This is a genomic window from Acidovorax benzenivorans (genome assembly GCF_028680575.1).
Lineage (GTDB): Bacteria > Pseudomonadota > Gammaproteobacteria > Burkholderiales > Burkholderiaceae_C > Acidovorax > Acidovorax benzenivorans.
Genome location: NZ_JAPCKI010000004.1, coordinates 282,583 through 296,862 on the forward strand (window position 1 = coordinate 282,583; position 14,280 = coordinate 296,862).

At 65.0% G+C, this 14,280-nt stretch carries 9 protein-coding genes; 3 read left to right on the plus strand and 6 right to left on the minus strand.

Going from position 1 to position 14,280, the window contains the following annotated elements; translation table 11 throughout:
* Positions 1-4: 4 nt before the first annotated feature.
* Positions 5-2,170: a methyl-accepting chemotaxis protein gene (locus OIN59_RS09450; RefSeq protein WP_328517976.1), complete on the minus strand. Its 2,166-nt coding sequence runs from the start codon at positions 2,168-2,170 to the stop codon at positions 5-7.
* Positions 2,171-2,676: 506 nt separating this feature from the next.
* Positions 2,677-3,216 carry a chemotaxis protein CheW gene (locus OIN59_RS09455; protein WP_274109553.1) on the minus strand — a complete coding sequence of 180 codons (540 nt, stop codon included), beginning with the start codon at positions 3,214-3,216 and terminating at the stop codon, positions 2,677-2,679.
* Between the two features lie 269 nt (positions 3,217-3,485).
* On the opposite strand from OIN59_RS09455, the gene OIN59_RS09460 reads away from it, so the two are divergent.
* Complete coding sequence (locus OIN59_RS09460; protein WP_274109556.1) at positions 3,486-4,295, plus strand: esterase/lipase family protein; 810 nt, start codon at positions 3,486-3,488, stop codon at positions 4,293-4,295.
* 171 nt (positions 4,296-4,466) lie between these two features.
* Here OIN59_RS09460 and OIN59_RS09465 read toward each other — a convergent pair whose 3' ends face one another.
* Entirely contained in the window at positions 4,467-6,317 is a 1,851-nt protein-coding gene (locus OIN59_RS09465) for a methyl-accepting chemotaxis protein (protein ID WP_274109558.1), read from the minus strand.
* Between the two features lie 205 nt (positions 6,318-6,522).
* On the minus strand, positions 6,523-7,059 hold the full coding sequence (ppa, locus tag OIN59_RS09470; protein ID WP_274109560.1) for an inorganic diphosphatase: 537 nt from the start codon (positions 7,057-7,059) through the stop codon (positions 6,523-6,525).
* A gap of 256 nt (positions 7,060-7,315) precedes the next feature.
* On the opposite strand from ppa, the gene OIN59_RS09475 reads away from it, so the two are divergent.
* Complete coding sequence (locus OIN59_RS09475) at positions 7,316-9,397, plus strand: sodium-translocating pyrophosphatase (RefSeq protein ID WP_274109562.1); 2,082 nt, start codon at positions 7,316-7,318, stop codon at positions 9,395-9,397.
* A 96-nt stretch (positions 9,398-9,493) separates the two neighbouring features.
* The gene (locus OIN59_RS09480; RefSeq protein WP_274109564.1) at positions 9,494-11,878 is read left to right on the plus strand and encodes a DUF1631 family protein; all 2,385 of its coding nucleotides are present in this window, start codon (positions 9,494-9,496) and stop codon (positions 11,876-11,878) included.
* Between the two features lie 270 nt (positions 11,879-12,148).
* Here the strand turns inward: OIN59_RS09480 and OIN59_RS09485 are convergent, their stop codons facing one another.
* Positions 12,149-13,597: a sensor histidine kinase gene (locus OIN59_RS09485; RefSeq protein WP_274109566.1), complete on the minus strand. Its 1,449-nt coding sequence runs from the start codon at positions 13,595-13,597 to the stop codon at positions 12,149-12,151.
* Positions 13,594-14,265: a response regulator gene (locus OIN59_RS09490; RefSeq protein WP_274109568.1), complete on the minus strand. Its 672-nt coding sequence runs from the start codon at positions 14,263-14,265 to the stop codon at positions 13,594-13,596. The genes OIN59_RS09485 and OIN59_RS09490 overlap by 4 nt, the downstream gene beginning before the upstream one ends.
* Positions 14,266-14,280 lie beyond the last annotated feature (15 nt).

Consider the following 14,280-nt stretch of genomic DNA (forward strand, 5'->3'; position numbering starts at 1 on the left):
CAGTTCAGAACGACTCCCAATCGTCGTCCCCTGCAGCACTCGTGACCTTGGGGCGAGGCGCACTGGCCAGCGCAGCAGGCTGTGCCGGCCGGGGCGCCGCAGCCTGGGACGAACCGGCCAGGCGCACCTTCAGCTCCTTGGCCAGTTGGATCACCGCTGTGGCGACCTTTTGCGAAGCGCGGGAGAAGGCGGTGTCGTTGGCCAGCTGCTTTTCTGCGTGGTCGTAGGCGCCCTGGTTGATCAGGCGAGCGACCTTGCCCGCCTCTTCATGGAACTGGCGGTGTGAATCCAGCAGGTTCACAAAGGACGGTTTGCCACCGTATTGCGAAGCACCGGCGCCGTGCAGCCATTTGCCCAGTTCGCAGCAATCGTCCCGGCCCACAGTGTCCGCGTCCAGGTGTTCCTTTTGGGTGACGGCTGTGCGCAGCTTGGCGCGCCAGTTGGCATGGGCCTGAATGGCTGTGTCCAGGTTGATGCTTAGCGCAGCGCCCGCGCTGCCACCAGTGGCGGCACCGATGGCCCGGGTGGATGGCAACGGTGCATAGGCTGGTGCGGCCCCCACACGCCCCACCGGAGCGAAGGACGCACGCTGCGCGCCGCCGTTTGCCCCGTGGCTGGTCATCGCACCCTGAGTGCTGAGCTTGAAAAACGCCACGGTGCTCACCAGGTCCTGCGCCTGGTTGTTGAGACTGCTGGCGGCTGCGGCCATTTCCTCCACCAGGGCCGCGTTCTGCTGGGTGACCTGGTCCATCTGCGTCACGGCCTCGCCCACCTGGGTCACGCCTTGGCTCTGCTCGGAGCTGGCTGCGCTGATCTCGCCCATCAGGTCCGTCACACGTTTGATGGAGCCCACCACCTCGGTCATCGTCGCGCCAGCCTGATCGACCAGCGTGGTGCCTGCGGTCACACGCTCCACGCTGTCGTTGATCAGGGTTTTGATCTGCTTGGCCGCATCGGCCGAGCGGCCCGCCAGGCTGCGCACTTCGGTGGCCACCACCGCAAAGCCCCGGCCCTGCTCACCCGCACGCGCTGCCTCCACCGCCGCGTTGAGCGCGAGGATGTTGGTCTGGAAGGCAATACCGTCGATCACGCCAATGATGTCGGCGATCTTGCTGCTGCTGTCGTGGATGCCCTTCATGGTGTCCACCACCTGGCTCACCACCTCGCCGCCATGCACGGCCACCGACGACGCACTCTGCGCGAGCTGGTTGGCCTGGCGCGCGTTGTCGGCGTTCTGGCGCACGGTCGAATTGAGTTGCTCCATCGACGCTGCGGTTTGCTGCAGGGCGCTGGCCTGCTGCTCGGTGCGTGCGCTCAGGTCGTTGTTGCCCTGGGCGATCTCGGACGACGCCGTGGCCACGCTTTCGGAGCCCGAGCGCACATGTCCCACGATGCGTGAGAGGTTCTGCTGCATTTCGTCCAGCGAGCGCAGCAGTTGGGCCATCTCATTGCTGCCATTGCCCGCATCGGGAATGTGAACCGACAGGTTGCCGTGGCTGATTTCGCCAGCCGCCTGCACGGCCCGCTGCACGGGGCCCACGATGGAGCGTGTGGTCCAAAGCGCAAACAAAGCCCCCAGCACCAACGACACCACCGCACCCAGCGCCAGCACCCATTGGCTGGTGCCTGCCGCCTGAATGATGCTGTCTTCAAAATTATCCAGCTGCTTGTGCGTGTTGTCCGCCACATTGGCCAGCGACTGCAGGTAGGTGGCCGCCAAGGGCTTGAGGTCGCTGTCCACCAGCGCAAACACGTCTTCACCGGCCTTCTTGCGCTCCAGCAACTTGGCGCGCGCGCCCACATAGGCGGTGCGCGCGGCCGCCACGCGCTCCATCAGCGCCTTTTCGGTGGGATCGTCCACCAGTGCTTCCAGCTTTTTCTGCGCCTCGCTGGCCCGTTGGGATGTGGCAGCCATATCGGCCGTCAGCGACTGGATATAGCCCGCATCAGTGGCTTTGAGCGACGCCGATGCGCGCACCCAGTTCAGGTCAATGGCCGCTTTCCACTCTTGCGCCAGGGCGTTGCGCTCCATCTCGACAGTGGCAATGCGACTGCTCGCATCCTTGAGGACGGCCAGCCGCCAGACACCGGTGACGGCGATCACGGCAGTGATCAACAAGACAAGGCCAAAGGCCAGGCTCAGGCGCGCTCCGATTTTGAGGTTATTCATAAGCTCTTTCGTGGGATTTATAGGTTTTTGTCAGCCGTTGACGCACAGCGACCGGCTCTTGCGCCGTGACCAGCGACCGTCAGGACGTGGTGTCGAGTCTGGATGCTTTCGCAATTATATTGCAATTATGATAAAAATGATTTTATCATTTTGTAAAAAGAAACGCTGACGTGGATGGCGCAGATGGCAAAGGCCACAGCGACCAAGAGCGTCCTTGTTACCAAGCCTGGTGCCGCTCAGACGGCCCCAAGCGCACCAGACCTTTTGCGCACTGCAGACGGGCGATGTGCCCTGAAATACTGGGCGGCGGCGCTGCACAGAGCGGTTGCCCAATCACAACGAGTCTATGCCTCCAGGAGGGGCACAAATCTCACAAATGGTGCGCCCCTTGCTCCAAGTCAAAAGCCGCCTTTCCTACCGTCGTCACCACCTGCCGTCACAGGCTAAGCAAAGGCCACTACGCGACTACGCAGCTACGCGCCCCCTGAGAGAGCATCAAAACGTTCTTACCCCTGGGCGACTTTGCTCACCAGCCCTATTTCGTCACTGCTGAGCAGTGCCTCGATGTCCATCACGATCAGCATGCGCTCGCCCACACTCGCAATGCCGGTGACAAAGGCCGGGTCCACATGGCCCTGCCGCTCAAACTGGGGAGTGGGCTTGATGAGATCGGGCGTGAGTGAGACCACATCGGCCACCGCATCCACCACCGCGCCAATCACGGTAGCGCCGATGTCCAGAATGATGACCACGGTGAAATCGGTGTAGCTGGCCTCGGGGCACTGCAGCTTCACGCGCAGGTCCAGGATAGGGACGATTCGGCCGCGCAGGTCGATCACACCCTTGATGAAGTCGGGCGAATGCGCCAGGCGCGTGGGCCGCTCGTACGAGCGGATCTCTTGCACACGCAGGATGTCGATGCCGTATTCCTCCGCGCCCAGGCGAAAGGTCAGGAATTCACGCGCAGCTGCGGTGGGGCTGGTTGCCACCACGCGGGGCGCGGGACGGGCAGCAGCGGGGACGGCAGTATCGGCAATAGCGGTCATGGCACGGGCTTTCAGGCGGTTGGAGGGATGCGGACTGCGCCAGAACGCGATGAACGCAAAAGCTATCCAAAGCATAGCAGCGCATGGTTGAAAAATATGACATTTATTGACAATCTCCCAGGCCATCGGAAGGGCACTACACCTGGCACGGGCCAGGGCAATTGGAGAGCTTGCTCCATTTCGCGCCCTGCCTTGGTGCGCAAAAACTGCTACCGTCGCACCACCGTCCTGCCTTGCCCGGCAGGCGCCCGTTTTGGAACGACGACTTGATGCCTCTCTTCTCCGACCGCAAATCCGCCGCCCACCACCACATGCCGCCACCTGGCTTGCCCCTGCTGGCGCTGGAGTTGCGGGCCCCCTGGGAATTTGGCGCCGTTCTGCCCGCCTGGCCCGTGCTGCAGCGCGCTCCGCTGGGCGATGGGCACACGGTCATCGTGTTTCCGGGCCTGACAGCCGGTGACGCCACCACCCTGCCGCTGCGCCGCTACCTCGAATCGCGCAACTACAACACGCTGGGCTGGGGCCAGGGCCTGAACCTGGGGCCGCGCGACGGCGTGCTGGAGAACGCCAAGGCCCAGTTGCAGCGCGCCGTTGATGCCAGCGGCAACAAGGTGAGCCTGGTGGGCTGGAGCCTGGGCGGCATCTACGCGCGCGAGCTGGCCAAGGAAATGCCGGACCTGGTGCGCTGCGTGCTAACCCTGGGCACGCCATTTGCCGGGCCACACACCTCTACCAACGCTTGGCGCATCTACCAGTTCGCCAGCGGCCGCAGCATCGAGCGCGAAACCGAGAACTACAACCTGCCCGAGGCGCCCCCGGTGCCCACCACCAGCATCTACTCCCGCACCGACGGCGTGGTGGCCTGGCGCGGCAGCATCCAGGCGCCAGCCGACCACAACCCGCACACCGAGAACATCGAGGTGGTGGCCAGCCACTTTGGCATCGGCCTGAACCCCAGCGCGTGGTGGGCCGTGGCCGACCGCCTGGGCCAGCCGCACGGACCGGGCGTGGTGTGGCAACCCTTCCAGCGCCCCAAGCTGCCAGGGCTGCACTTGGTGTACCCCAACCCGCACCGCTGACCGGCCCGTGTGGCGACGCATCCGCCCACACATCCACAAAGCGCCCACACAAAACAAAGCACGCAGAAGGTGCCCCTCTGCGTGCTTTGTTTTTGATAGCTATCAGCGCATATTCCACCTGCGCTTGCGGCCATTTTGACCTGAATTTTCAGCCGAAGGTCTGTGGCTCCTTCAAAAGCTCTCCCACTCGTCGTCGTTGCCTCCAGCCTTGGATGCCGGGGCCGGGCTTGGCGCAGCAGGCTTGGCGGCCGCTGCAGATGTTGCGGGTGCTGCGCCGCTGGCCTTGGGCGCTGCAAGGCTAGCGGCTGGCTTGTTGCCGGTCTGGACGCTGCTGCCCAGGCTGGTGCTGCGCGCCGGGGCTTTGTAGCTGGGCGCGGGGATGGGAGCACGGGCGGGGGCTGCAGAGCTGCGCGCTGGGCTGTAGCTGCTGCTAGTGCTAGCGCTGCTGGCTTCGAGCTTGAACACGGCCACGGCGTTGACGAGTTCGCCAGCCTGCGCGTTCAGGGCGCTGGCGGCCGCAGCCATTTCTTCCACCAGGGCTGCGTTTTGCTGAGTGGCCTGGTCCATCTGCGTGACGGCTTCTCCCACCTGGCCCACGCCTGCGCTTTGTTCGCTGCTGGCGGCGCTGATCTCTCCCATGATGTCGGTCACTCGACGGATGGCGCTGACCACTTCGGTCATGGTGGCGCCTGCTTTATCGACCAGCGCGGTGCCTTGTTCCACGCGCTCGACGCTGGCGGTGATGAGGGATTTGATTTCCTTGGCGGCTTCTGCGCTGCGTCCTGCCAGGTTGCGCACCTCTCCGGCCACCACCGCAAAGCCCCGGCCTTGCTCGCCTGCACGGGCAGCTTCTACCGCAGCGTTCAGCGCCAGGATGTTGGTCTGGAACGCGATGCCGTCGATCACGCTGATGATGTCGGCAATCTTGTTGCTGCTGGCGTTAATGCCCTTCATGGTCTCGACCACCTCGGCCACGACGTCGCCGCCTTGCACAGCCACGGTGCTGGCGCTCACGGCCAGTTGGTTGGCCGTTCGAGCGTTGTCGGCGTTCTGGCGCACGGTGGAGCCCAGTTCTTCCATGGACGCGGCGGTTTCCTCCAGCGCCGAGGCTTGCTGTTCTGTGCGCGCGCTCAGGTCGTTGTTGCCCGAGGCAATCTGCGCGCTCGCCGATGCCACGCCTTCCGCGTTGCTACGCACGCCCGACACCACGCGTGCCAGGTTGACCCGCATGTCGCCCAACGCGTTCAGCAGTTGGCCCATTTCGTCCTTGCCGCCGGGGGGCACTTCGGTCGCCAGGTCGCCATCGGCAATCGCGCGAGCGGCCAACACGGCGTGGTGGGCGGGGCGCGTGACGGCGCGGGTGATGGCGACGCCCAGCACCGCGGCCAGCGCCACGCACAGCGCCAGCGTGCCCAGCACCCAGATGCGTGCCACGGCGAACACCTGCTGCGCGTCCTCATTGGCCTGCAGGGCGGCGTCAGCGTTGATCTTTTGCAGCTCGCCCAAGGCCTCGGCAGTGGACACGAAGGCCGACTCCGATTCACCCGCATACAACATGCTCAACGCATCGGCGGTCAACTCCATGGTCTCGGCGGTGCTGAAATCCACGCCCTTGGCAATGTCTGCCAGCTTATCCTGCAAGGCCACATAGGCGGCCTTTTGCGTCTTGTAGGTCTGAAAAACCTCGCTCTCCTTGGGCATGCTGATGAGCGGCTCATAGATCGCCTCTACACGGCCCAGGTCCTTATGGCGTTGAGCCACTTGCTCAGCAAACGCCTTGACTTCGGCCGCGCTGCGCGCCGTGACCATGCCCGCCTCGGCCCGGCGCATGCGGTTGAGCAACACGCGCAGCTCCCCCGTTTGGGTAACGCTGGGCAGCAGATTGGTGGCGATCTCCTCGGCGTTGACATGGATGCGGGACATTTGCACCAGCGCAATGGCGCCCAGCAGCGCCGTCAGCAGCACCACCACCAGAAAACCCGCCGCCAGCTTCACGCCAATGCGCAGATCAGAAATTTTCATGAATCACCTCGAAGTACCTCGAAACACCGGGGCAGCCGCAGCTGTGTAACCAAATGCAGTCTATCAGCGCGCCCCGCCGCGCACTGCGCGGCTTTTCCCTACCCCACAGGGGCGCCACCCACAAAAAAAGCACGCCATCCATTGCGGATGGCGTGCTTTTGTTTTGATAGCAGCCAGTGCATGTGCCACTGGCGCTAGAAGCCTATCAGGCTTGCGACTTCTTGTAGTTGTCGATGCCGTCAGTGATTTCCTTCTTGGCGGCGTCAATGCCTTCCCAGCCCAACACCTTGACCCACTTGCCCTTTTCCAGATCCTTGTAGTGCTCGAAGAAGTGGGCGATGGCGTTGCGGCGCATGGCGTTCACGTCGTCAATGTCCTTCCAGTGGTCGTACATGGGCAGGATCTTGGAAGTGGGCACGGCAATCACCTTGCCATCCACGCCCGCTTCGTCTTCCATCATCAGGATGCCCAGCGCGCGGCAAGTCACGACCACGCCGGGGTGCAGGGGGTATGGCGTGATCACCAGCACATCCACCGGGTCGCCGTCGCCCGACAGCGTCTGCGGCACGTAGCCGTAGTTGGTGGGGTAATGCATGGCCGTGGTCATGAAACGGTCCACAAAAATAGCACCCGACTCCTTGTCCACTTCGTACTTGATCGGGTCGGCGTTCATCGGGATCTCAATGACCACGTTGAAGGCTTCGGGGATGTTCTTACCTGGGGGGACGTTGTTGAGGGACATGTCTTTGGATAATGGTTTGTTAACGGTAACCCGCGAGGCCTTGGGCGCTGACGCAGCGCAACGAACCGTCGGGATTAACCCTGATTTTAGGCGCACGCCCCTTTCTGCCCGCTTGCAAACCGGCGTTTACCTGTAAATTGGGTCCGTTGGCCAATCGGCTCCTGCGCGAAATGCATGGGTAGCATGAGGAAGCAACGCAGCGGGGAAACCACCGATGCGTTGGTCCCCCTCCGTGCAACACACCAAGGAGAATTGAATGGCTGCAAGTTCAGCACTGACATCCCCTCTCATCCTCGCCCTCGTTTGCGGGCTCATCGCGGTGGCCTACGGCGTATGGGCCCGGGGCTGGATCCTTTCCAAAGACCCGGGCAACGCCCGCATGCAGGAGATTGCCGCCGCCATCCAGGCGGGCGCTGCCGCCTACCTCGCCCGCCAGTACAAGACCATTGCCATCGTGGGCGTGGTGCTGGCGGTGCTCATCGGCGTGTTTCTGGATGGCACCACGGCCGTGGGCTTCGTGGTGGGCGCGGTGCTTTCGGGTGCCTGCGGCTTCATCGGCATGAACGTGTCGGTGCGCGCCAACGTGCGCACGGCGCAGGCGGCCACACACGGCATTGGCCCGGCGCTGGACGTTGCGTTTCGCGGCGGGGCCATCACCGGCATGCTGGTGGTGGGGCTGGGGCTGCTGGGCGTCACGGGCTTTTACTGGTTCCTGGCGGGCAACGGCAACCTCACACCCACGGCCAACCTGGCCACGCTGCTCAACCCGCTGATCGGCTTTGCGTTTGGCTCGTCGCTGATCTCGATCTTTGCGCGCCTGGGCGGCGGCATCTTCACCAAAGGCGCCGACGTGGGCGCTGACCTGGTGGGCAAGGTGGAGGCGGGCATCCCCGAGGACGACCCGCGCAACCCGGCCGTGATTGCCGACAACGTGGGCGACAACGTGGGCGACTGCGCTGGCATGGCGGCCGACTTGTTTGAGACCTACGCGGTGACGCTGATCGCCACCATGGTGCTGGGCGCCCTGATGGTGGCCACGGCCCAGGTCAATGCGGTGGTGTACCCACTGGCGCTGGGGGCGGTGTCCATCATTGCGTCCATCATCGGCTGCTTCTTCGTCAAGGCGACGCCGGGCATGAAGAACGTGATGCCCGCGCTGTACAAGGGCCTGGCCATTGCCGGGGTGCTGTCGCTGGTGGCGTTCTACTTTGTCACGCTGTGGATCATGCCGGACAACGCCGTTACGGCCACGGGCACCCAGCTGCGGCTGTTTGGCGCCTGCGCCACCGGCCTCGTACTGACGGCCGCACTGGTCTGGATTACCGAGTTCTACACCGGCACGCAATACTCGCCGGTGCAGCACATTGCCCAGGCGTCCACCACCGGCCACGGCACCAACATCATTGCGGGCCTGGGCGTGTCGATGCGCTCCACGGCCTGGCCCGTGGTGTTTGTGTGCACGGCCATCATCGTGTCCTACGGCCTGGCTGGCCTGTACGGCATTGCGGTGGCGGCCACGTCGATGCTGAGCATGGCAGGCATTGTGGTGGCGCTGGATGCGTACGGCCCCATCACCGACAACGCGGGCGGCATTGCCGAAATGGCCGAGCTGCCCAGCAGCGTGCGCGACATCACCGACCCGCTGGACGCCGTGGGCAACACCACCAAGGCCGTGACCAAGGGCTACGCCATCGGCTCTGCCGGCCTGGCCGCACTGGTGCTGTTTGCCGACTACACGCACAAGCTCGAAAGCTACGGCAAGGCCATCACCTTTGATCTGTCCGACCCGCTGGTCATCGTGGGCCTGTTCATCGGCGGGCTGATTCCGTACCTGTTTGGCGCCATGGCCATGGAGGCTGTGGGCCGCGCCGCAGGTGCGGTGGTGGTAGAGGTGCGCCGCCAGTTCAGCACCATCCCAGGCATCATGGACGGCACGGGCAAGCCCGAATATGGCAAGGCCGTGGACATGCTGACCACCGCCGCCATCAAGGAGATGGTGATCCCCAGCTTGCTGCCCGTGGTGGTACCCATTGTGGTGGGCCTGCTGCTGGGCCCCAAGGCGCTCGGCGGTTTGCTGATGGGCACCATCGTCACGGGCCTGTTTGTAGCCATCAGCATGTGCACCGGCGGCGGCGCGTGGGACAACGCCAAGAAGTACATCGAAGACGGCCACCACGGCGGCAAGGGCTCTGAGGCACACAAGGCTGCCGTGACCGGCGACACCGTGGGCGATCCCTACAAGGACACGGCCGGCCCGGCCATCAATCCGCTGATCAAGATCATCAACATCGTGGCACTGCTGATCGTGCCGCTGGTGGTCAAGTTCCACGGCGGGTAACCCCCTCACTACCACCGTCAAAAAGGGGCCTGCGGCCCCTTTTTGACGCGTAACATCGCCCCCACCACGGCAGCCACCAGCCTCCCCCTACCGCAGATGGCCTTGAAACACACCACCCCACCCACCACGGCCCCGACCGACAGCCCCACGGCGCCCCAGCAGCGCATCGTCCAGATTGCGCAGGCCCAGGCCCGGCCTGTGGCGGAGCGCGTCATCGAAGCCACGCGCATGTCTCTTCAGTCGCGCCTGGACTGCGCCCGCACCCCAGGCGAGCACCACGCGATGCTGGAGGCGCGGCAGCAACTGGTACGACTGGCATCGGTGATGGCTGAGCGCTACCCCGACGCACTGCGCAAGGCGCTGGAGCAGGACACCGCGCAGGGCGACGACAAGCCCACGCGCTCTCTGTTCACCGTGCACTTTGACGAACTCGAACTGATGGACGAGACGCAGATCAACGAAAGCGTGGAGCGCGCCCGCGCCCGGCAAATTTTGATCTCCGCCGTGGAGGGGCCGCTGGCCGACCTGGATGCACTGGTGTGCGGTGCCCGGGGATTGCCCCTGGTACAGCCTGAACACAACCCGCTGCGGCCCGATGTTTTTTTACAGGCCCTGCAGTCCGTGGTGTCGCAAATGCAAGTCACTCCCCAGGTGCGCCACGACTGGATGGGACTCATGGCCCAGGCACTGGGCACCGAGCTGCGCAGCCTGTATCTGACGCAAATCGACCAGCTCAAACAAAGCGGCGTCAAGCCCGTGGGCTACGCCATGCGGCAGGCTACGGGCGAGATGCTTTATGTGGCCCCTGCTGACGAAGGAATGTCGCCCGGATTCGCGGCCGACAACGACCTGTCTGCATCGTCGAGCACGGGCGACCCGTTGCTGACGCTGGACCGCCTGCGTCGCCTTTTGCTGGGTGAGTTCAACGCGGCACCTGCTCCCGACCAAGCGCACGCCCTGCCCGGCGACCCTGGAGAGTCCTTTGCGGAACGGTTCGCGCGCGAGTTTGAGCACCCGGCCGCCGCCCTCCCCCAGATTGATTCGCCCGCCACCGATTTCGCGATGACCGTGCCCGCCGCCTTCGAGGCGCTGCAGGAGATGAACCAGGTCGGTCAGATGATGGAACGCCTGGGCACACCGCGCGCACCCGCAGGCAGCGGCGCCGACGGAACCCCTGCAGCCACGCAACGGCTGCAGGTGCAGGGGTTGGGTCAGACCCTGAGCATGGAGGTGGTGGCGCTGATGGTGGACAACATCGCGCGCGACACCCGGCTGCTCTGGCCGGTGCAGCAGTTCATCCGCGCGCTGGAGCCCGCGCTGATGCAGCTGGTGCTGGCAGACCCGCGCTTTTTCAGCCACAAGGAGCATGCCGCCCGCCGCCTGCTGCAGGACATCACCGACCGCAGCCTGGCCTTCAACAGCCCCGACGCGCCCGGGTTTCAGAGCTTCATGCGGTCGCTCATGCACATTGCGGGACCGCTGACCACAGCCACCATCGACAGTGCCGATGACTTTGAGAACGTCCTGCAGCAGCTGCACGCGAAATGGGATGAGAAAGACCAGGCGCTCAAGCAAGAGCGTCTGCGCGCTATCGAGGCGCTGCAGCACGCAGAGCAGCGCCACCTGCTGGCCGCACAGATATCGCGTGAGCTTTGGCTGCTGCCAGACATCGGCAAGGTACCCGACGCCATCTCGCGCTTTCTGCTGGGCCCATGGGCCCAAGTCATGGCCGAGTCCCGCCTGTCTGCCAAGCCAGGCGCAGCCGACCCGGGCCGCTATCAAGAACTGGCGGACGCCCTGATCTGGAGCGTGCAGCCCGAGCTGACGCGCGCCAACACAGCGCAGCTGGCCCGCCTGCTGCCCAAGCTGCTGACCAAACTGCGCGAGGGTCTAGCATCCATCGACTACCCCGCCGACCGTACGGAGGCTGTCTTTGAACTGCTGATGCAGCTGCACCAGCAGGCCTTTACGCCCGGACCGGGGATGGCTGCACCATCTCACGCACCCGCACCCGCAGCAACGGCTGCGACACCTACTGCAGAGCCACCACCACAACCCGCCCCCCTTGACGACGACCCCTGGGTTGCACCTTCCGAAGCGAGGGAATCAGGCTACATCGAGATATCGCAGTCGCCCCAGAGCGAGAGCGAAGGCGCAGATCCTGCCCCACAAGCTGAGGCTGCCTCCAGCGACGCAGCGGCCCCATCTTTGCCCCGCGCCACCATCACGGTCGGCACCTGGGTCAACCTGCAGGTGGCCGGCCAGTGGGAGCGCACACAGCTGTCCTGGATCGGCTCGCATGGCAATCTGTTTCTGTTTACCAGCCCCTCAGGCCGCACCCAGTCCATGACCCTGCGGCTGCTGAGCCGACTGCTGCAGCATGGCGCAATGCAGGTGCTGGCCGAACAAGCCGTGGTGGACAACGCCTTGAACGCAGTGGCCCAGACAGCCATGCACAACAGCGTGGAAAGCAGGCACTGACGGCAACGTGCTGGATTTCGCAGCACACGGCACTACACCGCAGTCGGCACAGCGGTAGTGGTCAAACAGCGCCAACGGTGATACCCTGCTCTCATCACTCCAAGGCTTTGCAGGATTCAGGGGAATTTGTCAGGGCCTTAGCCCGCTTTGGCGGGCTTTTTTCTGCGCGCCCCGCTTTGGCGAGCTTTTTTCTGTGCACCCCGCTTTGGCGGGTTTTTTTACGGGTGTCGCACAGAGGCAGTCCTTTTGCGGCGGTGGTGCTGCCACTGCTCAGTGGGAGATTGCAGCAGGCAGCGTGAGCACCGCGCGCAAACCGCCCAAGCCTGCAGGCTCCAGGTCCAGCCGCCCCCCATACAAAGCCGCCAGGTCCTGCACAATGGCCAGGCCCAGCCCCGTGCCAGGCACGGTTTCGTCCAGGCGCACGCCGCGCTCCAGCGCCTGCGCACGTTGTGCGGCATCAATGCCAGGGCCGTCGTCTTCCACAGTGACCACCAGCAGGCGCTGCGTTGCATCCACGCCGGGGAGCAGCACCTGCGCCTGCGCCTGCAGCCGTACCGCAGACCGGGCCCATTTGCAGGCGTTGTCCAGCAGGTTGCCCAGCATTTCCTGCAGGTCCTGCGCCTCGCCCGCAAAAAACAGCGGCACCTGCGGCGGCGCGATGCTGATGTCCAGCGCCCGGTCCGCATGCACCTTGTTCATCACGCGCACCAGGCCTTCCACCACCGGCTGCAGCGCGGTGCGCTGCCCAGGCAAGTGCGCAGAAGCGGCCACCCGCGACCGCGCCAAGTGCCAGTCAATGTGCCTGCGCGCCACCAACACCTGCTCACGCACTAGCGTTGCCAACTCTGTTCCATTGGTGGGAGGCTGGGCGCGGGCCGCGTTCTCCAGTACCGAAAGGGGCGTCTTGAGCGCATGCGCCAGGTTGCCCGCCTGGGTGCGTGCGCGCTCCACCACTTCGCCATGGCGGCGCAGCACGGCGTTGAAGTCATCGACCAGCGGCTGCACCTCGGCCGGGAAGGTCCCCTGCAGCTGCGGAGCGCGCGCCGCTTGCACGTCTTGCACCGCACGCTGCAACGCCTTCAGGGGCTTGAGCCCCACCGTCACTTGCGCCCAGGCAGCGGCGGCCAGCAGCACCAAAAGCACCGCGAGCGACAGCGCCAGCACCCCCGTGAACCGGGCAGTGGCCGCCTGCGTGACCTGCAGGTCGGCGGCCACTACCAGGCGCCAGCGCGCCGCATTCACGCCCTCGGCGCGCACCGTGCGCTCCAGCACCAGCAACGGCGCGCCCTGCGGGCCCACTACCTCGTGCACATGCACTGCACCATCAGCCAGCGGATCCACCTGCAGCGCCAGACTGGTGTCCCACAATGAGCGCGAGCGCAGCACGCCTGTCCGCCCCCTGCCGTCGGGCGCCATGGCGTCCACCTGCCAATACAGGCCCGAGTAAGGCTTGAGCCAGCGCGGGTCAGACAACGCCTCGGCGGCGATCACCGGTTGCCCTTGGGCATCAAACTCCAGCCGCGCAGTGATCTGGTCCAGTTGCAGCTGCAGCGCAGCCTGAAACTGCTGCTGCACATGCTCGCGGAACAATCCGCTCAACACCAGCCCGGCCAGCAGCATGGCCACGGCCACCCCCGCCAGCGTGACAGCCAGCAGCCGCACCCGCAACGACCGGAACCAGTGCACGGCTGGCGCAGGTGGCAAACCTTGCACGCTCATGGCGGCACCAGGCGGTAGCCCATGCCGCGCACGGTTTCGATGCGAGCCGAAGCCGACGAGGAGGAAAGCTTCTTGCGCAGGCGCCCCACAAACACCTCAATGGTGTTGGAGTCGCGGTCAAAGTCCTGCGCGTAGATGTGTTCGGTCAGCTCGGCACGCGACACCAGCACGCCGGGCCGGTGCATGAGGTAGTCAAGCACCTTGTACTCATGCGCCGTGAGCGCCACGGGCTGGCCCGCGCAGGTCACGCGGCTGCTGCGGGTGTCCAGCGACCAGTCGCCACATTGCAGCACGGCAGACGCCTGTCCGCTGGCGCGGCGGATCAGTGCGCGCAGGCGGGCCAACAGTTCTTCGAGGTGAAAGGGCTTGGTCAGGTAGTCGTCGGCACCAGCGTCGATACCCGCCACCTTTTCGTGCCAGTTGTCGCGCGCGGTGAGGATCAGCACGGGCATGTTGCGCCCCTCAGCTCGCCAGCGCTTGAGCACCGTGAGCCCGTCCACCACCGGTAAACCCAGGTCCAGCACCACGGCGTCCACCGCCTCGGTCTCTCCCAAAAACTGCGCATCGCGTCCGTTGTCGGCTTCATCCACGGTGTAGCCCGCGCCGTGCAGCGCGGTGCGCAACTGGGCGCGCAGCAGCGTGTCGTCTTCTACCAGCAGTATGCGCATGGGTCTGTCGGGGTC

Coding starts and splice junctions, on each gene's coding strand:
- OIN59_RS09475 (WP_274109562.1), top strand. CDS start 7,316: ATGGCTGCAAGTTCAGCACTGACATCCCCTCTCATCCTCGCCCTCGTT.
- ppa (WP_274109560.1), bottom strand. CDS start 7,059: ATGTCCCTCAACAACGTCCCCCCAGGTAAGAACATCCCCGAAGCCTTC.
- OIN59_RS09480 (WP_274109564.1), top strand. CDS start 9,494: ATGGCCTTGAAACACACCACCCCACCCACCACGGCCCCGACCGACAGC.
- OIN59_RS09490 (WP_274109568.1), bottom strand. CDS start 14,265: ATGCGCATACTGCTGGTAGAAGACGACACGCTGCTGCGCGCCCAGTTG.
- OIN59_RS09450 (WP_328517976.1), bottom strand. CDS start 2,170: ATGAATAACCTCAAAATCGGAGCGCGCCTGAGCCTGGCCTTTGGCCTT.
- OIN59_RS09455 (WP_274109553.1), bottom strand. CDS start 3,216: ATGACCGCTATTGCCGATACTGCCGTCCCCGCTGCTGCCCGTCCCGCG.
- OIN59_RS09485 (WP_274109566.1), bottom strand. CDS start 13,597: ATGAGCGTGCAAGGTTTGCCACCTGCGCCAGCCGTGCACTGGTTCCGG.
- OIN59_RS09465 (WP_274109558.1), bottom strand. CDS start 6,317: ATGAAAATTTCTGATCTGCGCATTGGCGTGAAGCTGGCGGCGGGTTTT.
- OIN59_RS09460 (WP_274109556.1), top strand. CDS start 3,486: ATGCCTCTCTTCTCCGACCGCAAATCCGCCGCCCACCACCACATGCCG.